Raw genomic sequence first — 24,598 nt, 5'->3', positions numbered from 1 at the left:
ACGGGGCCTTATTATGCCGTATTTTTTTCATTCGTTACGAATAAATATGAAAAAAATAAAAAAATTTCGTTATACCTTATTATTTTTGTTAAAAAGTATAATGACTATTAACACCAACTCGATGCATAACTCGCTGACTAGACAGCGATAAATCACTAATACAGAAAATTATTACGGCTTATGTTAACAACATTTGTTATCAGTACCAGTCGAAATTTTCTATTATGCCAATAGGCTAAGCCTTTGAGCGCGGTTTCTTCTTGCGCTTTTCCTTAAAGTACTCATTATTAGAAACGATCGTCAATCTAAAAGATACCCAGACTGACGCAAACGTTTAAACGTTCACCAATTCACATTCTCAATCATACTTCATCTCTCACTTAGCCGTTCAAAATACCTTATACCGCATATGGGTTACTATTGATAAGCTCACTAATGGCGGTTATTATGCCCGCAATTTCAACCACCCACGCGGTGGTTTTTTATTCGTAACAATTAACCCACGATTATGGTTTGGGTTAATTCATGGTAAATAGGTTATCCCATGTCTAAATTCTTCTTCAAAGGTCGTATCGAAAAGAAACCAAAATATGAAAGCTTTGGTTACAACACGAAACGCGAAACCAAACTGGGCACGGAAACCAACCCACTCACATTGATTGTGAACAGCGAAGAACGTCAACAAGAAGTACAGCAGCAAGTTAATGACAACCAACTGTTTGCAAATATCACGATCAACGCTGACATTGCAGAAAATATTACTGAGCTAGACGGTATTTTAAATAAACCAAAAACCACTGTTTTTGAAAAAACACCCAACCGTAATGACCCATGTTCATGCGGTAGCGGTAAAAAATACAAAAAGTGCTGTGGTAAGTAGTAACAAATAAAAAAGCAGGTATTCGTACCTGCTTTGTTTTTAGCTTCAAATACATGTCTAACTGACACCGGTTAAACATTTATTTATCTGTAATTTAAAGTAGATAGAAGTATGAGCAAAAAAAGCCAAGGCTATTCTTGTATTGGCCTATTTAATCCCAAAACACCGGAGAATGTTGGATCTGTTATGCGCGCAGCTGGCTGTTATGGTGTTAACTCGGTGTTTTATACGGGAACGCGTTATGATCATGCCGCACAGTTTTGTACTGATACAAAAAAAGCATCACTTGATATACCGTTAATAGGTGTTGAAGACTTAAAGAAAATCATTCCTATCGGCTGTGTACCCGTTGCTGTTGATTTAATCGAAGGTGCAAAAGCATTACCTGACTATAAGCATCCAAAACGTGCTTTCTATATCTTTGGCCCTGAAGACGGCACCTTAAAAAAAGAAATTACTGATTTTTGTCGTGAAACGATTTATGTACCAACGAATGGTTCAATGAATCTTGCCGCTGCCGTTAATGTGATTCTTTATGATCGTTTAGCTAAAGGCGATAACTTTTCAAATCACAAATAACGCGATTAATCATAAAAAGCCACGATAACTGAATCATCAGCTATCGTGGCTTAATTTTATGCATTTTCTGATGTTAGCTTCCTTGTTTTTTTCATTACTCTTTTTATTAGAGTGATCTAAAGCTACCTTGGCATTTTACCAATTTGTTCGTAATATGCTTTTTTATCTAAATACATTGCTTTATCTGCTACTTGATAAAGTGCACGTGCATCAATATTTTCAGTGCTAGCACAGCCCATAGCAAAGTGAATAGCCACTTTCTCTCCTGAAGCTAGGCGTGCATAATGCTTATCTATAACTAACTGTTGTAAACGCAACGTTAACTTATCACAGCCTACATTATCACCACCTTTGATAATAATCGCATATTCATCTCCACCGAGACGATATACCTTGTCGGTACTACGACAAACACTTTGAATAAGCCTGCCCGTTTCGATTAACAGCTGATCACCCATATGATGCCCATATTCATCATTGGCTTGCTTTAAACCATTCACATCGATCATAAACAAACCAAAGTATTGTTCTGGATATCGATGTGCAATTTTTATCCACTCATCAAGATCAACATCAAACGCTTTACGATTACTTAGCCCCGTTAATGGGTCTGTGATTGCGCTTCTTTCCAACTCTTCATTCAGTAATCGACCTTCAAGTTCTGCAGATAATTGACGAATAAATAATGAAATAATTTCATAGTCATCTCGTGCAATATTAGGGTGCTCCATCACAATAATCCCCAATAACACACCATGTGTATCGACAATTTTGAAACATTGAAGCGCTTTATCGCCACTATTAATACGAAAGTAATCACTGCAATGCGCATCTGCATCAATACTGTCTAAATTAATGTTAGACAAGCCTTCACTAAACCAATTTGTATTCTTGTTTATAAATAACTGCATCCCCCATCCTGAATAAGGATACAGACTCACTAACTGCGTCATAACCGTAGAGTGAATATCACCATGTTGTAATTTATTACTAAATAACAAGAGTGACTGAAGCATGGTTCGACGTTTTTCTTCGCGCTGTAATGAGTGAGTTAACTCTAACGTCTTTTCATGTACTTTCTGCTCTAGTTGATCATTAAAAGTCATCAACTTTACATTTTTATCTTCTAAGTCACTAAGCTGGGCTTTTATTGTGGTCGACATTTTCTGAATAAGATTATTCACCATGATTAATTCAGAAAATCTTAAATCTTTATCTAATATATTATAATTGCCACCTAAACACCCCCTTACACTGTCCATAAGATAGGTTAAAGGTTTTGCGAACCAACGATACGATATTGTCGCCGTTAATAACGTAAACATAATTACAATAATAGCGACAATAGTTAATATCTTTAATGAATTAGTAAAGGGATTCTCTCCCAAATATTTATTCATGAAGACTTGAGCTTCATAAGACATTGGCTCTGCAATATATTTATTATCTATCGTCACTTCAGCCGTTTTTGATACCGTCGGCATTAAGGGATCAAGTTTACCTTTATAAACCGCAATATTATCCATGCCATTATGATGAAAAATAACGTGCTCGCCATCTTTTAAATAAGGGCGAAGAACCTTAACAATATTTTCCACAGGCACTATAACAATTAAATAACCTAACGGTTTACGCTTTAGCCCTTCCGTCAGCGTTGACTGATATATAGGTACACCTATGGCAACGCCTTTATGACTAGGGTTAAATTTATCAGGCATCAAATGTTCATCACCATAATTAAACACCCATTGATTGCCTGTACTTTTACTCGTACCCACACTCTTACTCAACAAGGTTTTCAAACTGGAGAAGGATTTTACTCCATTAATACCATTATAATTTTCTACCTCATCCCAGTTAGCATCAACCAAATAAGCCGCTTGTGCTAATGGCGTGTTATCAACTAAATTTGCTAATGTGGCATCGACATGGCTAGTCAGAAAGAAGTCATCAATGCCCTGCACTAACAACCTATCTCGTGATAACACATCTAGCGCAGTAGATAATAGATAAAAGCGATAATTAAACTCTTGTGCTAACGTTGTGGATAAACGCTCTATGAGATCAATTCGGTAATTAGTTTCAACTTCTGTTTGCTGCTTTATTAATAAACCGCCAATAATAGATGCTGGTAAAACCGCAACGAAAACCATTAATAGCGCCAGTGATGACTTTAATTTTAGTTTCATTTTTTACTCAACCGCTTCCATTGCTGAATAGCGATACGCTGCATAAATTCAGCCGTTTTTTCTGCTGATAGTCCATCTTCATAACGCTTAAAGCCAATAGCCATCGCTTGCCATGCTATCGACATTTTTATTGTTGATGGCATTGGTTTAGATAATTCAAATTGCTTAAACAATATTTGCTCATCACCTGTAGCCTGCTGCTGATAGCGATTCAATAATTTCTCTGACGTAGGTAATAAACGTGTCTCTTTATAGACCAATTGTTGAATACTTAAGCGTTGAATAAACTTAGCAAACTTTTTAATTAAGGCTTTTTTATGTACCGTGTGGTTATTGTAATTAGGTAATGACAGAAGAAATGTGCTACTCATTGGGTGCATTACATTACCATCAACAGTAGGTAATAAGGCTACGCCTAGAGCATTGCCCATTGCCTTCTTTAAATCTTGATATGCCCAATCACCATTAATCGCATACGCCTCTTTACCTTGAATAAAATCACTTTGTGAACAAGTATAATTACATTCAGGATTTACAATTTTTTGCTCTGATAAATAACGATAATATTTTAAAGCCTTAACCATTTCTGGTGTATTAAGTGATATTTCACCATCAATAATGGGCCAACCATTAAACGCAGATAAAAATGGTATAAAGTAATACATATCGAGGTAATTCCACCCAATAGGCAAAATATTTTTATCAAGCCACTTTTGCTTGGTATCGATAATGTCATGCCAACTACTCACTGGCTGAGAAACTAGCTTTTTATTATAATATAACAATAGGTTATTTCCTTGAATAACAGGAACTCCCCAATATTTATCATCAACGTACGCTGTCATCATCGCCGTTCGAGAAAGCTCTGGTGATAACCAACTTTTAGGAATACTTGATAGTTTCATTAAACTATGTAGGCCAACAAAATCAGAGGGAAAAATGACAAGATCAGGTAAACCACCATATTGTGCGCCCAGTAAAATTTCAGCTTTTATCTTCTCAGGATCAAATTGAACAAGAGAGATATTTATATTATTTTCTTTTTGAAATTCACTTACCAATAATTCAATAAAACTATTATCTTGATGCGAATACCAAAGCGTTAATCTCTCTTCAGCTTTCGCAGATAAAGAAAGAAACATCATCAGAAAAAATACTACACTTCTTAACATAACCACACCAAATACCTTTTTAGGATATCGATAAAGCGCGAACAATATTATAAATATAATACACACCTATCGATATAATCGGTATGATAGAGTATTCCCAAAAAGAATCAAACACCTACCAGTAAAACCTTATGTGACATATCAATAACTTATAGTAACAAAACGGATTATGCATTTCGTTTTACTCCCTAAAAGCACTAATATTTATATAAAATACAATAAGTTACATAATTAATTTTTATTTTTTGTTGATCATCGATAACTTAATCACCTTAATGTGAAGGGATTCAAGTAAAAAATTAACACAACTTTCATCTAACCGTTATGATGAGCTATCTTTTCCTTTTTTAAACAGCAAGCGCACATAAAGTTATGACATTACCTAAATCCTCAGTGGCACTTATCACCTGTTCTCTTTTTTTTCTTACTGCTTGTGAATCAACGGTAAATGCATCACCACAGCCCGAAGCGCTCTCAAAACAACCTGTGGTAGCTAAAACAGTTATTAAGCCATCCGTTACCCCTATCTCAAACACTGAGTTAAAAAAAGAACAAGACATGATCAACTTCGCACGTAAGTATCTTGGTACAAAGTATGTGTGGGGTGGGACAACGCCTAAAGGTTTTGATTGCTCAGGTTTCATTAAATATGTTTATAACAAGTACGATATTTCAATACCTCGTACAACAGCGGCTTACCCTAATCTTTATGATAAAAAAGTATCACTAAAAAATGCCAAAGTAGGTGATCTTATTGTTTTCACAGGAACAAATCCGAAGATTCGTAAACCAGGTCATGCTGGTATTATTACTGAAGTGGGTAAAAACACATTGAAATTTGTTCATAGCTCTTCATCTAAAAAGCATTTTGGTGTGACTGAAACCGACTATTACAAAAGTGGTTATCCAAAGCGTTACTTAACAGTAATCAAAATGTAGCACAGATAATCGAGCAATTTAGCGATAAAATGAGCACCATGCTCCCTTTATCTGTAATCATTTCTTTACACTGTAAGATTTCCTAAAATTCTCATCATCTAGCCCTACTACCAGAAACTTTGTATTATTTGGAAAAATAACAGTGTGTGCTAGCGATACTCCTATCGCACTCCAATAGTCACTCTCTGTTTGGTATGTCTAAGTCGGTCACTTAATACATACCTAGAATAAGGGGCTGATAGATCGGTCAATCTATCAGCCCCACACTTTTACTATTACGCTTAGTTTAAATAACTTGCGCTCCAATCAAGAATAAACCAAAGCCAAAACAAACCATCATTGCAATTTGCCCACCTCCAACTTCGTAATACGCATCATTACTTATTGCTGTTTGTGTCTTACCCTCTGCTTTTCTTAAGTTAAGAGCCATCATCATAGGGATAAACACTGCAATAAACACCATAATTAAGCCCGCATAACTTAATACTGCTAAAAATTTATCTGCAGCAAATATGGCGCCTAATAATGGAAGAATAAAGGTTAAAACATACGTCACCGCACGATTTTGTTTAAATAAATCAATATTTTGGTCAAATAATGAAAGAGCCACACCAAAGAATGAAGTCAGCAACGCTAGTCCCGTAAATAATGAAAGAATGACATGGATTCCTTCAAATCGAGTGGCCAGCACATTAATTAGCTCGGAAACATTATTGAACTGTGTTAATTGCTCGTACGATAAACTTCCCACAACAGCGTAAAGCCACAATAAGTAGCACACAAGTGGAATAAACGAGCCTAGTAAAACCATATTGCGTAATTGCGCATGTGTCGCTTTGTCGTTATAAGACACTAATGATGGAATAACAGGAAAAAATCCAAAACTGGTAAATAACACAGCACTGGTTTTGATTAGATCAATACTACTGTCATTTGTTGCAGTGAAAAAGTGTGCTAGTGACATATTTGGCACTAAGGCAAAGAGCGTAATAATAAGCACTGCTAACATTAAGAGAAATAACACACGATTAAGCTTGTCAATCACACCAGTACCAGCCGCGACAATACCACCAGCAATAACAGCAAACAAAATTTGACTTTGAACTAACGAGATATCTAAATCTAAATTCAGTACCATTTTATGCACTAAGTCGCCGGCACCAATGATGTAAGCCATTAATAAACATATTAATAGTGCGTATAACAAGCCATTAGTGATTAACTGTCCACCCTTTCCTAATGATTGTTTCGCGATAGTGTTCATACCTAAACCACCGCGAACTTTAATACTGGCTTCAAGTAATAATAATGCTGAATACGTAGTACCACTCCAAATAATCAACATTAAAATTGTGCCTGACAATAAGCCAAACTGAGCCAATACCATTGGAATAGCGAGCATTCCTGCACCGAGTGCTGTACCCGCAATAATCAGCGAGCTACCTATTAATTTTAAATTCACACAATACCCTTACTTTATATATGCAACACAAAGCCTCAGCTTATGGCTGCGTATTATCAAATGATTTTAATCTTTAGATTGTCGGCTAATTAATAGCCGTGACTAAATCGAGATGAATATAAAGATAGGTTCGAAAAGACAGCCAACGAGCATTGTCGTTGAACTTGATGAATAGAAAAGTTACACAACATTAATCGTACTCCAAAAACGATATTAATAATGATGAGTGGTCATGATGTTTCATTTCGGTCAAAACGAACATCACTCATCTGTTGCAATACTAAAACACATTTCTAAAGAATGAAATAATAGATTATATCCTCAGACCAGCAATCTGCTTATATAAGCCTTCAGGGCTTGCCACCAATAGGCTTATAGAATGCTTTAACGAGAGCACTACTCAGAATAATGGGTTATCACCCCACGTGCTTTTCTGAAGCAAGACTAACGAGAGTTAAGCGGTTAAATGAACCTGGTTTTACAGCAATTAAGCTACCGTCGCCAAACTGAATACCATCAAAGAACTGAGTACCCCATTTCACACGCTTAAAGTGTGCATAACGCGCTTTTGAATATACGGTTTCTAAAGCGTTCAACGCACCTTCACGCTTTACTTGCTCTTGAATTGCTTTACTTAATAATTTATCAGCAATAAGCATCGTTGCCTCCTACAAAAATAACCGCGCTTTCCATATTCGCTCATTTCTTTTTACCAAACACACTAAGATATGCAAGGGAACGTTTATCAATTTATACTTTTTTTCATTGGCTGCTTAAATTTCACACATAAAAAAGCCCAGAACTTTTGTCTGAGCTTTACGTTCAATATAATGATTAATTGGTATTTATACCGTGAATGAACCTTCATTTTGTTTTGGGTTGGGACCAAATCGGTTATCACCTGGCTTGCTGTCTTGTACCATAAAATAGATCAGCACTAAGATACCAACAATCGGAACAAACATGATCAGTGCCCACCAACCGGTACGATCTTGATCATGTAAACGACGGACAATCACGGCAATATTAGGGATAACAATAAACAGTGAATATAATGCCGCTAATACGCCATAGTCATCCCCAATGGTTGGTAAACCTAAAAGACTATCAGCAAACCCTAGTGCCATACTGATCAAAGCGCTAAAAAGCGTAAAAAACCAAAACTCTTTACGACGAGAACGACCATTAAACTGTGCATATTTTTTTAAAACAGCAAGATACCAATCCATTTTTCTTCCTTTAGTCCGATATTTCTAGGCTAATAAGCCTGTTACACAAAATGTATTCCTTTTTACAATCATAGCCAAGCAATTTTAACTATCTCTTTGTTGTGAGACCGCTCAAAAATAAAAATGACATTCACTTTGTATTCTATTTACACTGTGAGTGACTTAATAAAGCCTAAAAAATATGTGTCTTGTTTTTAACATTTATTCACTTTCTCTCGCATTATTATTCTACTCACTTTCGAGGAATTTTAACTGCAATAGGGATAGACAATGCAAAAGACACTTCTTACCTGTGCGTTAGCCGTCGCCTTTAGCACATCACATGCTTACGCGGCAGATTGTTCTAATATCGCCAAATGGCAAGCAAATATAGCCTATAATGGCGGTAGCCAAGTCCAACAAGACAACAACATCTATAATGCAAATTGGTGGTCTCAAGGCAATCAGCCTTCAAATCACTCAGGCCCTTGGCAAGAATGGACATTAGTAGACAGCTGCATGAGCAGTGGGAATCAAGATCCATCCGTAACACTGATCTCACCGCTTAATAATGCACAATTAACCGCGCAAACAGATATTACGTTAGCTGCCAACGCAAGTGATAAAGACGGTTCTATTCAACATGTTGAGTTTTTCATAAACCAACAATCTATTGCAGTTGTCGATACAGCCCCATACCAAATTAATTGGACAACGGTGCTTGGTAACTACACCATTACAGCCACAGCAACGGATAATGAAAATGCCACTAAAACAGATGTTGTGAATATTAGTGTCGTTTCAGCGAGTGAAAACCTTGCGCCAAGTATTTCAATTAGTTCACCAACATCTGATACTCCTATTTCTGAAGGCGATACGGTAACGATCACAGCCAATGCCGAAGATAAAGATGGCTCCGTCACTCAGGTAGCGTTCTTTGTTGATAACCAACTAATCGCAACAAGTTCTTCAGCCCCATTCACTGCACAATGGACATCAACGGCTGGTAATCATCAAATTACAGCCAAAGCAACAGACAATGAAAATAGTACAACCACATCAAGTGCGATAACTCTTACTGTTGATGACGTTATTGTTGGTGGTGGTTGTGGTGATATTCCAACCTTTAAATCTGGTACTGATTATCTAGCAGGTGATTTGGTAGAAAGTAATAATCATAAATACCGTTGTGACATCGCAGGTTGGTGTTCATCATCATCTGATTGGGCTTATAAGCCTGGTGAGGGACAGTATTGGACAGATGCATGGACAGATTTAGGAATTTGCGCCATTGCTCCTGACGTTAAGATCACCTCTCTTAGTGATCAACAAACGGTATTAGCAGGAACGACTCTGATGATTGATGCTGATGCTACTGATGCCGATGGTACTATCGAACAAGTCAGTTTCTATGCTAACGAACAACTTATTGACACCGTTCTCACAGCTCCTTATAGCACACAGTGGTTAGCATCAGATTTAGGTAATACCACGATTAAAGCCGTTGCCACTGATAATGAAGCGAACACGAATGAAGCTAGCGCTACGGTTACTGTAAGCGATCAGGCTCTTGTTACTAGCTTAACATCTCCAAGTAGTGGCTCTGTTGTCACACTAGGTAAAGCACTCACCCTTTCAGCAACAGCGACAGCACTAGCCAGTGATGTTCGACAAGTTGATTTCATTATTAACGGCAATGTTGTTGCAACCGATAAAACTGCACCTTATAGCAGTTCTTGGACGGCGCAATCTGCAGGTAATTACACTGTCACAGCCCTCGCTACGAATGGTAACGGTGAAACCGCACTATCAACCGCAGCCAGTGTAAAAGTTCAAGAACCGATTGAGACTCAACATAACTTAATTGGCTATTGGCATAACTTCGTTAATGGCTCTGGCTGTCCAATACGTCTTCGTGATATTTCACCCGCTTGGGATATTATCGATATCGCATTTGCTGATAATGATCGCAACAGCGACGGTACTGTTCACTTTAATTTATACAACGGTGACATTCGCAGTAGTTGTGAGCCGCTTGATCCACAACAATTTAAAGATGATGTTCGTGAATTACGCGCACAAGGTAAAATCATCGTTCTTTCACTGGGTGGTGCTGAGGGTACTATCACTTTAAATAACGATGCCGACCAAGCAAACTTTGTTTCAAGCTTGACTGATATTATTAATGAGTGGGGATTTGACGGACTCGATATTGACTTAGAAAGTGGGTCAAACTTACTCCATGGCACAGAGATCCAAGCCCGTTTACCCGTTGCGTTAAAACAAATCGAAGCCAACATTGGTGGTGATATGTATTTAACCATGGCACCAGAACACCCTTATGTTCAAGGCGGCATGATTGCTTACTCAGGAATTTGGGGCGCTTACATCCCGATGATAAATGAGTTACGTGACATGCTAAATCTGCTGCATGTACAACTATATAACAACGGTGGTTTAGCAAATCCATATACGTCAGGAGTCGCCCCTGAAGGATCGGTTGATATGATGGTGGCATCAGTCAAAATGTTAGTAGAAGGGTTTGAACTGGCAGATGGCAGTCAATTTGCACCACTTCGCGATGATCAAGTTGCGATTGGCTTGCCGTCAGGACCAAGTTCTGCGAACTCTGGACAAGCACCAACACAAAATATTATTGATGCACTAGATTGTGTCACCAAAGGCAGTAGCTGTGGCTCGGTCGTACCGACTAAACTGTATCCTAACTTTGGCGGTGTAATGACGTGGTCAATTAACTGGGATGTTCATGATGGCTTTAATTTCTCAGGTCCTATCGGAGATAAGCTTCAACAAATGAATAGTCAACGTTAACCCGTATCCATATACGTGATAAAAAAACGCCAAGGTTGCTATTTATGCATCTTGGCGTTTTTCTTTGAAATAAGGAAAATCATTAATAGCGCTTAATTCGAACCACTTTCATCGTTTCAACTTCAAACCCTGCCACCATTATCACTTCAGGGTAATAGGTCATATTCACCTTACAGCCATTTAAACTTTGATATTTTTTCTTTCGTTTAAATTTAAATGGGACGTCGTAACCTTCAATCATCAACGTATGCAGGATCCACTCACCGTCTTCTCGCTGAGTATGTGAGCGAACTTTCAATCCATCGCTATGAATGAGTTCAGCATGTTTTGCTACAAGCTTATCCACATCAGATTTCATGATATTCGTTTCCTTTTTGTTATTTAATCGCGACTTGAAACACATATACAAAAACAGAGAGCCGAGGCTCTCTGTTTTTGTATTTTATTCTGCTTTCTATACTACAGTGAAAGAGGAATAAATAAACCTGCCAATGTCGCACTCATTAAATTAGCAAGTGTTGCAGCAAAAATAGCTTTCATACCTAAACGTGCAATCTCAGGACGACGTTGTGGGACAATACCACCTAAACCGCCCATTAACATTGCAATAGAGGTTAAGTTAGCAAAACCACACAATGCAAAGGTCACAATCGCTTGGGAGTGCTCACTTAATTTAGCGACAGTTTCTGGCTTCATTAAATCAGCGAATGCAATAAATTCATTAACGGCAATTTTAGTACCGATCAAACTTGCAGCGGTTGTTGCTTCTGACCATGGCACACCAATTAACCATGCAACAGGCGCAAATAGATAGCCAAAGATCATATCAAGGCTTAAATGATGTAAACCATCCCAGTTAAAACCTAACCACTGACCCAAAGAGGCTAACCAGTTACCAATATGACCTAAGCCGCCATTCACAAGCGCGATTAAACTGATAACCGCCAGTAAACTTGCGCCGACTGCCATAGCTATTTGTAAACCACTTAACGCACCACGAGAAGCGGCATCAACCATATTAACTGGTTCGTCTTCTTCACCATCGTCTTCTTCTTCCATGGTGTGAACACCTTCAGTCTGAGGAACAAGCAACTTTGCCATCATCAAACCTGCAGGAGCAGACATAAAGCTTGCTGCGATAAGGTACTTAAGCTGAACACCTAATCCCGCATATCCCACCATGGTACCACCAGCAACAGATGCTAAACCGCCAACCATTACTGCGAATAATTCTGAACGTGTCATTCGAGCCAAAAATGGTCGAACAACTAAAGGCGCTTCCACTGAACCGACAAAAATATTAGCCGTTGCAGACATTGACTCTGTACGTGTTGTACCCAGTAGCTTTTGTAATATGCCACCAATCGTACTGATCACCCATTTCATAACGCCTAAGTAATACAGTACAGAAATTAGCGCAGAGAAAAACACAATTGAAGGCAAAACGTTAACAGCGAAAATGAAACCTAATTTAAATTGTGCTAATTGACCGAACAGAAATTCCGTACCTTCATGGCCATATTCAAGAATACCGGATACGGCACCAGATATGCTGTTTAAAACTACACGACCAATAGGAATGTATAAAATGAAGCCCGCAAAAATAACTTGAATACAAAATGCACCCAACACGCTACGCCAATTAATTGCACGACGATTTTCTGAAAATGAAAAACCAACGGCAAAAATAACAATAATGCCTAAGATGCCGACCAAATAATGCATGGTCAATCTCCAATGTGTAGTAGTAAACGATTGCGGGGGGATTCTATTGAGAAATAAAAACGTGACAAGGATCAAATTGTTATTACAATTAACAATCGAGAAACAAAAAACACAGGAAACGGCTACTTTTCAAGCTAAGCAAACGAAAAGCGTTTGATTGGTTCTTATATGGGATAGTATTGTTCCCATAATTTACAATTAGAAACATTTAAAACAGCGTTTAGCTAACCGTTTGCGTCACGCTGCTGTTTTTTACATCATATGATTGATGAAAATAAAGACTTACCAACATGAAAAGTTTAATGGCTCACTATACCTGACATGAGATATTCCCTAACGCGATATGTTCACGAATAAACTCAATAAAAAGATTCACCTTCGAGGGTAAATACTTATGGCGAGGATAAACTGCATACAATGGCATATGTTGTGTTAACTGCCAATCAGGCATTAACCGAATTAATTTACCTTGGCGGATTTCATCTTTTAATAAATACGTCGCTAAGTACCCTACTCCATTACCAGAAATGGTTGCATCGCGTATTGCATCAGCAGAATCCACTCGATAATTGCCCGTTACCTTCACCTGTTGTTCTTCATTACCTAAGCTGAAATTCCAAATATTGTCTTTACGCTCACGACTAAAATACGTAATACAATTGTGATGTTGTAAATCATCAGGATGATAAGGCACACCATATTTTGCTAAATAATCAGGGCTAGCGACTAGAACAAAGTCACAATTTGTTAAGTGACGAGCAACAAAACCTTCAGGAGGAGAATCCATAAAACCTATCCATAAGTCTAATTGCTCTGAGATCAAATCAACACGATGATCAAATAAGCTGAGTTCAAGATTAACTAATGGGTTTTGTTCATGAAATTCATTGATGAAAGGCGCCACATGATTTGAAGCAAATGACTGGGCAATACCCACCCGTAATGATCCTTGCTGGCTATCACCAAAAATCAACAGCTCACTCTCAGCTTCATTAATTTCATCGACAACAACTTCGCAATGTTTCGCAAAAATTCGCCCTGATTCTGTTAACGCAAAAGACCGTGTTGTTCGCTGTACGAGTTGTACACCTAGACGTTCTTCTAATTGTTGAACCAGTTTACTCACTTGAGTACGCGAAATTTCCAGTAATTGAGCAGCCTTTGTAAAACTCTTCTGCTTGGTTAGAGCATTAAACACCACCATTTGCTGCGCTTTTTTTAACATCGATAGCCTTTATTAACATAAAAAGTCTGGTTAGGAAGTCATTACAATTTAACTATCCATTACAACCGTTCATTTTACTATAGATAAAGTGTCAAACAACTGTCTGATATAGAGGCTCATATTCATATCGTAAATAAGCTTTCATCTAACAACGATTAAGTTCTACGCATCGTAACATTCAATCTTTGAGCATATAAATAGGTGAAAAATCGCTCACAAGCAGCTGTAACTATATAAATTACCCCATAAAAACAAGATACCAAATAGCGATAAAGCACACTTATCGCTTTAATAACATTCAATTAACGCCTCAATTAATCCCTATTAAGTATTTGTGACAACATTCATAGAGTGTTCAAAGTTCTGAAACATAAGTGTCACACAACTTTCCTAATCTTTGTCACGTTCATTTATATCTACAGTAATAAGCAACCACGAAGGACTAGGAAAATGAAAACAAAGATTATCGGTGCAATCGCTTTAGCAGGAACAATGGTAGCTAGCACTGCAGCAATTGCAGGTGAAACTATCTCTGTTGTAGGTTCAAGCTCAGTAACACCGCTTATGGAAGTTTTTGGTGAGACTTACGCGAAAGGAAACGATGTAACAGTAGAGGTTCAAGGCCCAGGTTCATCAGCTGGCATTCGTACTGCACACGATGGCTCAGCCGATTTTGGTATGTCTTCTCGTGCACTTAAAGCATCAGAAGAATCGCCTGAAGTACAAGAAGTGGTTATTGCTCGTGACGGTATCGCTGTTGTTGTTAATAACAACAACCCGGTTTCTGACCTAACAAAAGAGCAAGTTGCAAAAATCTATAAAGGTGAAGTAACTAACTGGAAACAAGTTGGCGGTGAAGATAAGCCAATCGTTGTTGCTACACGTGATACAGCATCAGGTACTCGTGGTGCTTTTGAAGACATCATGAAACTAAAGAAAAAAATCAATGGCGTTAAAGTTTCAGCTATTTCACAGAAAGCACAAGTTGCTAGTGGTAATGGTCAGCTGAAAACAACCGTTGCAAACAACCCATTTGCTATTGGTTATATCTCTTTAGGTTCAGTAGATAATACTGTTAAACCGCTAGCGATCGACGGTCACAAACCTTCTGTTGCTGCAATTAAGTCTGGTGACTACACAGTACAGCGTCCATTCCTTGTTGTGTTCAAAGAAGGCCGTCCATCTGCTGAAGCGCTAAAATTCCTATCTTGGATGAAATCAGCAGACGCACAGAAAATTGTTGAAAACAAAGGCTTCATTTCTACACATTAATTAGTATTTTACGCTCAGCTCATTAGGGCTGAGCGTTTTTTGTTTGTCAGTAACCGGTCACTTTTGTACTGGTTCTGGAGTAAGTAATGACCATCGCGAATATTGAAAAAACAGCAAAGAGCACTTCTTCGCTAAAATCAAAAAAACGAATTGATTGGCGAGAAATAGTCTTTAAAAATCTATTTATGCTAAGTGCCGCTATCGGCATTTTATCTCTTATTACCATTGGCTACTTTATTTTCCGCGAAGGTTATGCTGCCTTTGCGCAAGCTGGTGTAGCTGGTATCGTCCTTGGTACTGATTGGTTACCACCAGCGCTATACGGCATTGCACCAATGATCGTTGCATCACTGGTTTCAACGGCTGGTGCTGTTGTGTTAGGTGTACCCATTGGTGTTTTAACTGCTATTTTTATTGCAGAAGTAGCCCCAAAACGTCTAGCCGATTTAATTCGTCCAATGATCGAACTATTAGCTGGTATTCCTTCTGTCGTTTATGGTTTCTTTGGCTTAGTTATTATCGTGCCGCTTATCCAAGAAGTGTTTAATGTCCCTGCTGGTAACACTATTCTGGCGGGTATCATCGTGCTTGCCGTCATGATCTTACCAACAGTTATTACGGTATCTGAAACCTCTATTCGCGCTGTACCTCGTGCGTATAAAGAAGGGTCTTTAGCATTGGGAGCATCATCGATGTTCACCATTTTCAAACTACTGGTTCCGGCAGCTCGCTCAGGCATCATGACTGGCGTCATCTTAGGTGTTGCTCGTGCTCTAGGTGAAACGATGGCAATTATTATGGTGATGGGTAACTCCCCTGCTATGCCTGATGGTCTATTAGAGTCGGCACGTACACTAACGGCAAATATTGCTATCGAAATGTCTTACGCAACCGGTATTCACGCCAGTGCATTGTACGCTACAGGTATTGTCCTTCTGGTTTTCATCATGATGCTAAACGGCGCGCTTTTGTTTTTAAACCGTGAGCGTGCGAGGTAAAAGTTATGTCATTAACAGCAAATACATCGGTATTGGCCAAAGCCAACCCGCAAGCACAAAAACGTAAAGATCAGATCGCTTTATTTTTAATTTGGTTATCAGCAGGTATCACGGTTGGTTTTTTACTTTGGGTGATTTGGTACATTTTAAGTAATGGTCTAGCCCATGTTAATTGGTCCTTTATTACTTCTGGCTATACCACTATTGGTCAAGAGTCAGGAATTTGGCCAATGATCGTCTCAACTATCTATATGGTTATTGCTTCTATCTCAGTTGCAGCACCGTTAGGTATTATGACGGCTATCTACTTAACTGAATACGCAAAAGTAGGCAGTCGTTTAGTTAAAGTTATTCGATTCTGTACAGAATCACTCGCTGGTATTCCATCAATTATTTATGGTTTATTCGGTATGACATTCTTCGTGGTTGTTATGGGTTTTGGCTATTCAATTTTATCGGGTGCATTAACACTCAGTATTTTGATTCTGCCTGTTATTATTCGAACCACAGAAGAAGCACTAATGGCTGTTCCTCAAACCTACCGTGAAGGTTCTTATGGTTTAGGCGCATCTAAAATTTACACCATCTGGCGACTTATTCTTCCTAGTGCAATGCCAGGAATTGTAACAGCTATCATCCTCAGTGTCGGTCGTGTTATTGGCGAATCCGCACCGGTATTTATGACCGCAGGTATGGTTGCACGTATACCTGAAAGTGTTTTTGACTCTGGTCGAACGCTTACCGTGCACCTTTATAAGTTAACCCAAGAACTTTACACCGTTCATGAATGGAATCAGGCATACGGTACTGCCACTGTTCTTATTGTGATTGTTCTTATCATTAACTTAATTACCAAACTAATTGCGAGCCGTTTCAACACTGCGACTTACTAATTTTGAGGAAGATAAAATGAATAAATTTAATATTGAAAACCTAGATCTTTACTACGGTCAGAACCAAGCGCTAAAACAAATTAACTTACCGATTCCTAATCGTCAGGTAACGGCTCTTATTGGTCCATCAGGTTGTGGTAAATCTACCCTACTTCGTTGCCTTAACCGCATGAATGATCTTATTGAAGGCGTAAACATCAAAGGATCATTGACCATGGATAGTGAAGATGTTTATGGCAATATTGATGTCGCTCAGCTACGTATTAAAGTCGGCATGGTATTCCAAAAACCAAATCCATTCCCAATGAGCATTTACGAAAACGTTGCTTATGGTCTACGTGCACAAGGGGTTAAAGATAAAAAGACCCTTGATGAGATTGTCGAACAATCTCTTCGTGGTGCCGCATTATGGGACGAAGTAAAAGATCGTTTGAAATCACACGCATTTGGCCTATCAGGTGGTCAGCAGCAACGTTTATGTATTGCACGTACAATCGCAATGAAACCTGAAGTTATTTTGATGGATGAACCAACATCTGCACTTGATCCTATTGCGACCAAAAAAATTGAAGATTTAATGGAGTCACTGAAGAAAGATTTCACCATTGTTATCGTTACTCACTCAATGCAGCAAGCACGTCGTATCTCTGACCGTACTGCATTTTTCCTTATGGGTGAATTAGTAGAACATGATGAAACGCAAAACCTATTTAATAACCCTCAAGATGAACGCACTCGTGGTTATGTAAATGGTGATTTTGGTTAATTAATAGAAGTTAATTAACGTTCTTCCTCTTCGCATTTTTTAGAATAATAATAGCGATGGTACTTTTTGCCTCTTCCTTGTGAAGAGGCTTTTTTATATATGTTGCATTTTAAATACTTGTTTTAATAATTTAAACATGTATTATTAATACATGTTTAAGAAAGAGCGAGTAGTCCAATGTCAGATTTTGCTTTAACACACAGAGAAACCACTAAATTTTCTGAGCGCCTAGCGTATAAAATCACACAGCTTCTCAAGTATTCTCTTAATATTTTCTATGGCAAAAAATACGCTAAACGTGCTGTGATTTTAGAAACCATTGCTGCCGTACCAGGTATGGTTGCCGGTATGTTTAACCATTTAAAAGCCCTTCGCCGAATGAAAGATGATGAGGGGTGGATCAAAGAGTTATTAAGTGAAGCAGATAATGAACGTATGCACTTAATGATCTTTTTAGATATCGCTAAACCAAGCTGGGTTGAACGTGGACTTGTCTTATTAGGGCAAGCCGTTTTCATCTGTGTATACAGTATTATTTACCTCACTTCATCAAAGATTGCGCACCGTGTCGTGGGTTACTTTGAAGAGGAAGCTTGTAAAAGCTATACCGAATTTTTAGAAAAAATTGATAGTGGTGAACTTGAAAATGTCGCAGCGCCACAAATTGCAATTAACTACTATGAGTTACATGATGATGCAAAACTGCGAGATGTTGTATTAAGAATCAGAGAAGATGAAGCTAAACATCGCGATCGTAATCATAACTTTGCTGATTGTTATCAAAACAAGGATTTACCAGCTCACCAAGCCTAATCAAAAATAATATTGGAGAGAACTTATGGCATCTATTCCTAATAGCTTTATTAACTACAAATCAACCTCAGTATTTAATCGTGACACTGTGCCGAAAATGTTAGTTCATGAGCACAACACCCGTGAAGGTGTATACGGAAAAATTAGTGTTATATCTGGGACTCTGAAATTTTATGGCTTTACAGAAAGACGAGGAGAAATCGAACAAGAGGTTGTTATTCAGGCAAATGACTCACTCATCAGCCCGCCTCAATACTGGCATAAAGTTGAATTAATGACACCTGATACTCAATTTCAAGTCCATTTCTATGCAGACAAAGACAGTGAGATAGCGCGCCAAAACTTAAATGAACGTTCATAATAAAGTTACAATAAACCACGACAAGTCACTAAATTGTCGTGGTTTTCTATTTTTCATATCAACTTAAACGATTATTTGTACCACCCATTCTTCTTGTTGATTACTTGCAAATTTCTAACTTTCCGCTTTAAAACTAATATATAATCTGCGCCTATTTTCTCTAGCCAGCAAAAATATGCATTAATTGAATTGTATATATGGCTTTTCTTTGATTATGTTTACACCAGTAGGAGTTAACCGCATTATGCGCTTTCTGGTATTAATATTATTACTTATGTCTTCTCTTAGCTTTGCCGAGAGTAAGACCGATACGTCCAAGCAAACCGTTAATCCTAAAGTAGAGCAACTACTTCAACTCAATAGTGAAATAGTAACCTTATCTAAGGAGACAACTACATTAACGGGATCTTCTCTCGATGTAGTCCGCTTACAAATACTAAATAAAAATAACGAACTTCGTGATATTCTCGCGAGTATGATTAAAAGCAACGATGTCGATAAAAAGTTGCTGTTAACACAAGTAGATAAACAAGTTGTATTTGTTAGAGAAGCCAATAAATTTCTTGATGAAAAATTAACACGAGATCAGGAAGTTCTCGATAAAGCTAAAGATGCTGACAAACTTGTTGCTTTAAAAACAATAGCTGAAACACGTCAGTTTTCAACTTCAATTCTAAAAGAAGAATGGCAAAATTATCAGTGGCTAGAAAAGCTAGGAAAACCAGCCCCACAAGCTGTAAAAGAATTAACCGACAAAATTGAGCACCGCCTAGCATTTACTTCAACATCTCTAACTTTTGATAGCCAAGCATTAGATGTTGCTAATAAGCAATTAAAATCAGCCAGTGAAAGTGAAAAAAGTACACTTCAACTTTCCCAGATCCTAGCTCAACGTCAAGTTGATAATGATACGACTAACTTAGAAAATCTGATTGAGATTGCAGATACGGTAGGTATTGATACTGCTGAGTACAAAAAACAACTATTCGAACAAACCGGTAACGTTACTGATGATTTGCTAAATAGCAAAGTTATTTGGTCTATCGCATCGGGTTGGACAACAGATCTAAAAGATTGGTTACTAAGCAACCTGCCACAAATGCTATTTAAAGTGTTTATTTTTGTTTTGATCATCTTTGCATTCAAAACATTGAAAAACATTGTAAGAAAAATGGTAAAGCGTGCAGTTTCTACAAAGAACTTAAACATGTCTATCTTGATGCAAGAGTTCTTTATCTCTATGTCAGGGAAAGCCGTTTTTGCTATTGGTTTACTTATTGCTTTATCTCAAATTGGCCTAAACCTAGCCCCTATTCTAACGGGTTTCGGTGTTGCCGGTATTATTGTTGGTTTCGCATTACAAGATACGCTATCAAACTTCGCTGCAGGTATGATGCTACTGATTTACCGTCCATTTGATGTCGGTGATCTGGTTGAAGCTGGTGGTATTACGGGTAAAGTAAGCCATATGAGTCTTGTAAACACCACAATCAAAACATTCAGTAACGAGATGCTAATGATCCCAAATAGTAAAATTTGGGGTGATATCATAAAGAACGTAACGCACGAAAAAGTACGTCGTGTAGACATGATCTTTGGTATTGGTTACAGCGATGACATTGAAAAAACAGAACGTGTGTTAAATGACATTGTTTCTGAGCATCCGGCAGTACTACGTAGCCCGGAGCCAACAATTAAATTACACACTCTAAACTCTTCATCTGTTGATTTTATCGTACGCCCTTGGGTGAAAACAGACGATTACTGGGATGTATACTGGGATATCACACGTGAAGTGAAGATGCGCTTTGATCGTGAAGGTATTTCAATCCCATTCCCACAGCAAGATGTACACCTGCATATGGTTGAAAAAGCAATTGAATCTAAAAAAGCTTAAATAGACCAAATAAGTATGGGCAAGGTATTACCTCATCTCTGTAATACCTGCCCTTTTTAGCGCTAGCTATATTCGTCATTTTATAACCATCACGTTATATCCATGCCTTCTCTCTTAAAACATGATTCATCAGCGATAACACGTTACAATATGAGAGATTTGGAATAATTAAATCTTCAAATAATCTTATACTTAGCATAACGAATTACATTTGGTTACGTAAATAAATGTAAAGTAATACTCTGGTAGAGTAATGTAAGCTATAGTTATTTATATAATGAAACAGTGTACAATAACGCCGACTTAAAAATAGAATTTATTCAGGAATGATTATTATGAAAAAGCGTCTTTTATCAGTTTTGGTACTTCCTTTGATGCTAACCGCTTGTGCAGGTAACAGTGCTATGAACTCAGCGCCACATAAAGTCACTGCAAACGAAATCAGCAATGGCAACTGGGAATTAGTTCAAATCGATCACAAAGCTCTTGCATTACAAGCACCTTTCCAAGCCCCTAGTCTAGAACTATCTTCGGATCTTGCCGCTAACGGTAACGCAGGGTGCAACCGTTACTTTGGTCAAGCAGAGCTTAAAGATGGACAACTACGCATTGAAAAAATGGGGATGACAATGATGCTTTGTCCTGACGATGCAATGAAAGTTGAGCAAACATTTTCAAAATCATTATCAGACTGGAACAAAGTTGCTATTTCTGGCGACACGCTGACACTAACAAATGCAAAACACACATTAACGTTCACGAAAAAAGTTGCTGATACTAAATAAGCATTTACTTTAGAAAAACAGACAGGCAGCCTTGAAGCTGCCTTTTTTATTTCTCTCTTTTACTTATTTATCCTACTGTTTTAATAAACTATTGACGTAGTAATTTCTGTACTGACCATATTTTCAAGTGCTGCATCCGTTTCAACCTAGTTATGTGTTTTCAAACCACAATCAGAGTTGCAAAATTTTTGATTTGCTTTCTGTTGTCTACACGTTGACATCCAAATATTCACTTTGATTATGAATATTTCTCATGTTGATTGTATGGCGATATAAACTCATCCACGCTAATATGGACGTGTAGCCATCTAGATGTTTGGGTTATAGCAAAAAACGATAAGTTGATAAAAGAACACGCTTTCACAAGGACGTAGACAAGCATGATTGAATTAAAACATCTTAGAACATTATCAGTATTACGAGATACTGGCTCATTAACAGCGACAGCTAATACATTGTGTTTGACCCAATCGGCTCTTTCTCATCAATTAAAAGATCTGGAACAACGTCTTGGTGGTCAGCTATTTTTACGAAAAACTCGACCTGTAAAATTTACTGCAGAAGGTGATATTTTATTAAACCTTGCAGATACAATTATTCCGCAAATCACTCATGCAGAACATGAACTTGCTAACATAAAACAAGATGCGAATGGTCGCTTACATATGGCGATTGAATGCCATTCCTGTTTTCAATGGCTAATGCCTGCATTGAAGGAATATCAGGGACAGTGGCCAGCTGTAACACTAGACTTCTCATCAGGCTTTGGCTTCGAACCATTACCTGCTCTTGCTTGCGGTGAGCTAGATTTAGTGATCACGTCTGATATTCAGCCACGTAGCGAGATCCATTATGAACCTTTATTTGATTTTGAAATGCGATTAATCGTTAGTGTTAATTCCCCTTTAGCAGAAAAGCCTTTTATCACACCGCAAGATATTGCCGCTCACACCATGCTGAGTTATCCCGTACAAAAAAATCGTTTAGATGTCGTGAAACATTTCCTACAACCTGCTGGCATAGAGCCGAAAGCTTGGAAACAGGCGGATAATACTTTGATGCTTGTGCAAATGGTGTCGGCTGGATTAGGCGTTGCCGTACTACCTAATTGGGCTATTCATGATTTTGCGCAACAGGGGTTAGTCGTAAGTAAGCCGTTAGAGCAAGGTTTATGGCGACGTTTATTTGCTGCGATTAGAGCATCAGAACAGCAACGTCACTATCTACAAGCTTTTTTCGCAACGGCAAGGCAACAATGCCAGCTCCATTTAGAAGGTATTAAGTCGGCATAATTTAGACAAAACAAAAGCCTCACTTATGAGGCTAATTTATAGATTAATGTATTATCGGAATTGATTGGTTATTGGATCATACTGATAGCCTAGCTGTGCCAACTTATCTGTCAATTCGCCTTCATCTAGTTCATAACGACTTAATAATTCAGACATGCTACTGCACTCTAAACGTAAGCGTTCATTCACTATCCCAATGACAATATTGCCATCCATACTCAGTAGATTATTAATTTCCATACACCTTCCAGCTCCCTACATAATGGCTTAATTAAAAAGTGTTCATGTTACTCATTAAGCATAGACGTAGATAACCAATACAAAAAAGCCGCTATAAAAGCGGCTCTATTTCATTGTTTTTAATATCGATAGTTTTAAAACAAAACTAACTGTAAGCCCGCAGAAAACATCAACACTACAAGCGCAATCACTAATTGCCAATTGTTCGCTTTTTTATTTAATAAGATGTGACCTGACCAAATAACCAAGCCAATCACCATTAATGCTAACGCCGTAATAATTTCTATTATATGGTGGCTTGTAGTTACCTGACCGAGAGCCATGATCTGCCAGATCATAAATAAAATCGTTAATATTGCACTGATGAAACCAGCAAACGGCAATATACGATGAAATGCCTGTAAACGCGTACGCGCAAAAGTCAGTAAAACATGGGCTAATGCACTACCATATAATGCGATAGCAACTAGGCTAATCGCAATTTCAGGCATATTTAAGGTGGGTAATAACACAAGCCAACAAATAAAGGCTAATACATCACTGCCATATAAAACTTTAATAGGCCCAGCATCACGTGTTTTCCCTGTTTTCACTTTCATCGTAAAGAACGCTAATGACAGTAAAGGTAACACGGCTAAAGGCTGTGCTATAGCGGCGAGTAACCAACCAACAAGCAATACTGGTAACATTTTATGAACACGACCACGTTGACCTGGGCAAATTTCGCCCTTCATCAAAACAATGGTAAGGATAAGTTGCGCACCAAGTAGCGCGGGCACAAGAAAGGTTAAGTAGCCTGCCATAATAAACGTCATTGAGTAGATAAAAAGTACAGCGATTATACCGAGTTATTCTGTGATGTGAATATATGGCTAGATTTTCTAAATTGAGGCTACATTTTAAAATAAACCAATAATGTCATTTATTCTATTTGAGACGCATTTTGCATATTTTATTAAAAACTTCTTAACTATAAGAATTTTTAATAATTAAGCCACCTTTCATAGTGAAAGCGATAAAATTAAAAAGAAGTTTATCTATTTAGCCTTTAACTTCTAATCATCATAATT

Annotated in this window: 23 protein-coding genes; 13 read left to right on the top strand and 10 right to left on the bottom strand. The window is 37.9% G+C overall.

Annotated elements, in window-relative coordinates; genetic code table 11:
• Window positions 1-544: 544 nt before the first annotated feature.
• Both C9J40_RS05205 and C9J40_RS05200 read left to right on the top strand, forming a co-directional pair.
• Window positions 545-880: a PBPRA1643 family SWIM/SEC-C metal-binding motif protein gene (locus tag C9J40_RS05205; protein ID WP_107246011.1), complete on the top strand. Its 336-nt coding sequence runs from the start codon at window positions 545-547 to the stop codon at window positions 878-880.
• A 111-nt stretch (window positions 881-991) separates the two neighbouring features.
• A complete protein-coding gene (locus tag C9J40_RS05200) occupies window positions 992-1,459 on the top strand; it encodes an RNA methyltransferase (protein ID WP_005368466.1) in 468 nt (155 codons plus the stop codon).
• 122 nt (window positions 1,460-1,581) lie between these two features.
• On the opposite strand, the gene C9J40_RS05195 is transcribed toward C9J40_RS05200, so the two are convergent.
• On the bottom strand, window positions 1,582-3,648 hold the full coding sequence (locus C9J40_RS05195) for a GGDEF domain-containing protein (RefSeq protein ID WP_107246010.1): 2,067 nt from the start codon (window positions 3,646-3,648) through the stop codon (window positions 1,582-1,584).
• The gene (locus C9J40_RS05190) at window positions 3,645-4,820 is read right to left on the bottom strand and encodes an extracellular solute-binding protein (RefSeq protein WP_233217619.1); all 1,176 of its coding nucleotides are present in this window, start codon (window positions 4,818-4,820) and stop codon (window positions 3,645-3,647) included. Before C9J40_RS05190 ends, C9J40_RS05195 begins: the two co-directional genes overlap by 4 nt.
• 372 nt (window positions 4,821-5,192) lie before the next feature.
• Here C9J40_RS05190 and C9J40_RS05185 point away from each other — a divergent pair, with 372 nt between their 5' ends.
• Complete coding sequence (locus C9J40_RS05185) at window positions 5,193-5,759, top strand: C40 family peptidase (protein ID WP_107206308.1); 567 nt, start codon at window positions 5,193-5,195, stop codon at window positions 5,757-5,759.
• Window positions 5,760-6,045: 286 nt separating this feature from the next.
• On the opposite strand, the gene C9J40_RS05180 is transcribed toward C9J40_RS05185, so the two are convergent.
• The 3 genes from C9J40_RS05180 to C9J40_RS05170 all read right to left on the bottom strand — a co-directional run bounded on the left by C9J40_RS05180 (window position 6,046) and on the right by C9J40_RS05170 (window position 8,450).
• Window positions 6,046-7,221: an amino acid permease gene (locus C9J40_RS05180; RefSeq protein ID WP_107206307.1), complete on the bottom strand. Its 1,176-nt coding sequence runs from the start codon at window positions 7,219-7,221 to the stop codon at window positions 6,046-6,048.
• 416 nt (window positions 7,222-7,637) lie between these two features.
• Window positions 7,638-7,880 (bottom strand): hypothetical protein, encoded by a 243-nt coding sequence (locus tag C9J40_RS05175; RefSeq protein WP_107206306.1) that lies wholly within the window; start codon window positions 7,878-7,880, stop codon window positions 7,638-7,640.
• Between the two features lie 186 nt (window positions 7,881-8,066).
• Window positions 8,067-8,450, bottom strand: coding sequence for a DUF805 domain-containing protein (locus C9J40_RS05170; RefSeq protein WP_107206305.1), 384 nt, complete (start codon window positions 8,448-8,450; stop codon window positions 8,067-8,069).
• Window positions 8,451-8,720: 270 nt separating this feature from the next.
• Here C9J40_RS05170 and C9J40_RS05165 point away from each other — a divergent pair, with 270 nt between their 5' ends.
• The gene (locus C9J40_RS05165) at window positions 8,721-11,261 is read left to right on the top strand and encodes an Ig-like domain-containing protein (RefSeq protein WP_107246008.1); all 2,541 of its coding nucleotides are present in this window, start codon (window positions 8,721-8,723) and stop codon (window positions 11,259-11,261) included.
• Between the two features lie 82 nt (window positions 11,262-11,343).
• On the opposite strand, the gene C9J40_RS05160 is transcribed toward C9J40_RS05165, so the two are convergent.
• From C9J40_RS05160 to C9J40_RS05150, 3 genes are all read right to left on the bottom strand, one after another.
• Window positions 11,344-11,619 carry a hypothetical protein gene (locus C9J40_RS05160; protein WP_107206303.1) on the bottom strand — a complete coding sequence of 92 codons (276 nt, stop codon included), beginning with the start codon at window positions 11,617-11,619 and terminating at the stop codon, window positions 11,344-11,346.
• 101 nt (window positions 11,620-11,720) lie between these two features.
• Window positions 11,721-12,986 carry a NupC/NupG family nucleoside CNT transporter gene (locus tag C9J40_RS05155; protein ID WP_107206302.1) on the bottom strand — a complete coding sequence of 422 codons (1,266 nt, stop codon included), beginning with the start codon at window positions 12,984-12,986 and terminating at the stop codon, window positions 11,721-11,723.
• A 310-nt stretch (window positions 12,987-13,296) separates the two neighbouring features.
• Window positions 13,297-14,211, bottom strand: coding sequence for a LysR family transcriptional regulator (locus C9J40_RS05150; protein WP_107246007.1), 915 nt, complete (start codon window positions 14,209-14,211; stop codon window positions 13,297-13,299).
• 450 nt (window positions 14,212-14,661) lie between these two features.
• On the opposite strand from C9J40_RS05150, the gene C9J40_RS05145 reads away from it, so the two are divergent.
• The 9 genes from C9J40_RS05145 to metR all read left to right on the top strand — a co-directional run bounded on the left by C9J40_RS05145 (window position 14,662) and on the right by metR (window position 23,288).
• A complete protein-coding gene (locus C9J40_RS05145) occupies window positions 14,662-15,483 on the top strand; it encodes a phosphate ABC transporter substrate-binding protein (RefSeq protein ID WP_107206300.1) in 822 nt (273 codons plus the stop codon).
• Window positions 15,484-15,569: 86 nt separating this feature from the next.
• Window positions 15,570-16,481, top strand: a complete 912-nt coding sequence (pstC, locus tag C9J40_RS05140; RefSeq protein ID WP_107206299.1) for a phosphate ABC transporter permease subunit PstC — start codon at window positions 15,570-15,572, stop codon at window positions 16,479-16,481.
• Between the two features lie 5 nt (window positions 16,482-16,486).
• On the top strand, window positions 16,487-17,374 hold the full coding sequence (gene pstA / locus C9J40_RS05135) for a phosphate ABC transporter permease PstA (RefSeq protein WP_107206298.1): 888 nt from the start codon (window positions 16,487-16,489) through the stop codon (window positions 17,372-17,374).
• Window positions 17,375-17,390: 16 nt separating this feature from the next.
• The gene (gene pstB / locus C9J40_RS05130; protein WP_107206297.1) at window positions 17,391-18,140 is read left to right on the top strand and encodes a phosphate ABC transporter ATP-binding protein PstB; all 750 of its coding nucleotides are present in this window, start codon (window positions 17,391-17,393) and stop codon (window positions 18,138-18,140) included.
• 177 nt (window positions 18,141-18,317) lie between these two features.
• A complete protein-coding gene (locus C9J40_RS05125) occupies window positions 18,318-18,953 on the top strand; it encodes an alternative oxidase (RefSeq protein WP_105059943.1) in 636 nt (211 codons plus the stop codon).
• A gap of 25 nt (window positions 18,954-18,978) precedes the next feature.
• A complete protein-coding gene (locus C9J40_RS05120) occupies window positions 18,979-19,314 on the top strand; it encodes a DUF1971 domain-containing protein (protein WP_045084364.1) in 336 nt (111 codons plus the stop codon).
• 244 nt (window positions 19,315-19,558) lie between these two features.
• Window positions 19,559-21,211, top strand: coding sequence for a mechanosensitive ion channel family protein (locus C9J40_RS05115; protein ID WP_107246005.1), 1,653 nt, complete (start codon window positions 19,559-19,561; stop codon window positions 21,209-21,211).
• Between the two features lie 335 nt (window positions 21,212-21,546).
• Window positions 21,547-21,996: an META domain-containing protein gene (locus C9J40_RS05110; protein WP_107206294.1), complete on the top strand. Its 450-nt coding sequence runs from the start codon at window positions 21,547-21,549 to the stop codon at window positions 21,994-21,996.
• A gap of 380 nt (window positions 21,997-22,376) precedes the next feature.
• Window positions 22,377-23,288 carry an HTH-type transcriptional regulator MetR gene (gene metR, locus C9J40_RS05105; protein WP_107246003.1) on the top strand — a complete coding sequence of 304 codons (912 nt, stop codon included), beginning with the start codon at window positions 22,377-22,379 and terminating at the stop codon, window positions 23,286-23,288.
• A 51-nt stretch (window positions 23,289-23,339) separates the two neighbouring features.
• Here the strand turns inward: metR and C9J40_RS05100 are convergent, their stop codons facing one another.
• Together C9J40_RS05100 and C9J40_RS05095 are read right to left on the bottom strand one after the other, a co-directional pair.
• Window positions 23,340-23,528, bottom strand: coding sequence for a DUF4250 domain-containing protein (locus C9J40_RS05100; RefSeq protein WP_005368511.1), 189 nt, complete (start codon window positions 23,526-23,528; stop codon window positions 23,340-23,342).
• A 134-nt stretch (window positions 23,529-23,662) separates the two neighbouring features.
• Window positions 23,663-24,331: a hypothetical protein gene (locus C9J40_RS05095; protein WP_107246001.1), complete on the bottom strand. Its 669-nt coding sequence runs from the start codon at window positions 24,329-24,331 to the stop codon at window positions 23,663-23,665.
• Window positions 24,332-24,598: the final 267 nt, after the last annotated feature.

The sequence above is a fragment of the Photobacterium sp. GB-72 genome, assembly GCF_003026095.1.
GTDB lineage: Bacteria > Pseudomonadota > Gammaproteobacteria > Enterobacterales > Vibrionaceae > Photobacterium.
Note: the sequence above shows the minus strand (reverse complement) of the source record. Positions and strands in the feature narration are given on the sequence as shown.

What these genes read in the sequence shown, in the direction of transcription:
- pstA (WP_107206298.1), top strand. Translation starts at nt 16,487, where the DNA reads ATGTCATTAACAGCAAATACATCGGTATTGGCCAAAGCCAACCCGCAA.
- C9J40_RS05155 (WP_107206302.1), bottom strand. Translation starts at nt 12,986, where the DNA reads ATGCATTATTTGGTCGGCATCTTAGGCATTATTGTTATTTTTGCCGTT.
- C9J40_RS05190 (WP_233217619.1), bottom strand. Translation starts at nt 4,820, where the DNA reads ATGTTAAGAAGTGTAGTATTTTTTCTGATGATGTTTCTTTCTTTATCT.
- C9J40_RS05205 (WP_107246011.1), top strand. Translation starts at nt 545, where the DNA reads ATGTCTAAATTCTTCTTCAAAGGTCGTATCGAAAAGAAACCAAAATAT.
- C9J40_RS05150 (WP_107246007.1), bottom strand. Translation starts at nt 14,211, where the DNA reads ATGTTAAAAAAAGCGCAGCAAATGGTGGTGTTTAATGCTCTAACCAAG.
- C9J40_RS05095 (WP_107246001.1), bottom strand. Translation starts at nt 24,331, where the DNA reads ATGGCAGGCTACTTAACCTTTCTTGTGCCCGCGCTACTTGGTGCGCAA.
- C9J40_RS05145 (WP_107206300.1), top strand. Translation starts at nt 14,662, where the DNA reads ATGAAAACAAAGATTATCGGTGCAATCGCTTTAGCAGGAACAATGGTA.
- C9J40_RS05120 (WP_045084364.1), top strand. Translation starts at nt 18,979, where the DNA reads ATGGCATCTATTCCTAATAGCTTTATTAACTACAAATCAACCTCAGTA.
- C9J40_RS05110 (WP_107206294.1), top strand. Translation starts at nt 21,547, where the DNA reads ATGAAAAAGCGTCTTTTATCAGTTTTGGTACTTCCTTTGATGCTAACC.
- pstB (WP_107206297.1), top strand. Translation starts at nt 17,391, where the DNA reads ATGAATAAATTTAATATTGAAAACCTAGATCTTTACTACGGTCAGAAC.
- C9J40_RS05115 (WP_107246005.1), top strand. Translation starts at nt 19,559, where the DNA reads ATGCGCTTTCTGGTATTAATATTATTACTTATGTCTTCTCTTAGCTTT.
- C9J40_RS05195 (WP_107246010.1), bottom strand. Translation starts at nt 3,648, where the DNA reads ATGAAACTAAAATTAAAGTCATCACTGGCGCTATTAATGGTTTTCGTT.
- C9J40_RS05160 (WP_107206303.1), bottom strand. Translation starts at nt 11,619, where the DNA reads ATGAAATCTGATGTGGATAAGCTTGTAGCAAAACATGCTGAACTCATT.
- C9J40_RS05185 (WP_107206308.1), top strand. Translation starts at nt 5,193, where the DNA reads ATGACATTACCTAAATCCTCAGTGGCACTTATCACCTGTTCTCTTTTT.
- C9J40_RS05170 (WP_107206305.1), bottom strand. Translation starts at nt 8,450, where the DNA reads ATGGATTGGTATCTTGCTGTTTTAAAAAAATATGCACAGTTTAATGGT.
- pstC (WP_107206299.1), top strand. Translation starts at nt 15,570, where the DNA reads ATGACCATCGCGAATATTGAAAAAACAGCAAAGAGCACTTCTTCGCTA.
- metR (WP_107246003.1), top strand. Translation starts at nt 22,377, where the DNA reads ATGATTGAATTAAAACATCTTAGAACATTATCAGTATTACGAGATACT.
- C9J40_RS05100 (WP_005368511.1), bottom strand. Translation starts at nt 23,528, where the DNA reads ATGGAAATTAATAATCTACTGAGTATGGATGGCAATATTGTCATTGGG.
- C9J40_RS05200 (WP_005368466.1), top strand. Translation starts at nt 992, where the DNA reads ATGAGCAAAAAAAGCCAAGGCTATTCTTGTATTGGCCTATTTAATCCC.
- C9J40_RS05165 (WP_107246008.1), top strand. Translation starts at nt 8,721, where the DNA reads ATGCAAAAGACACTTCTTACCTGTGCGTTAGCCGTCGCCTTTAGCACA.
- C9J40_RS05175 (WP_107206306.1), bottom strand. Translation starts at nt 7,880, where the DNA reads ATGCTTATTGCTGATAAATTATTAAGTAAAGCAATTCAAGAGCAAGTA.
- C9J40_RS05125 (WP_105059943.1), top strand. Translation starts at nt 18,318, where the DNA reads ATGTCAGATTTTGCTTTAACACACAGAGAAACCACTAAATTTTCTGAG.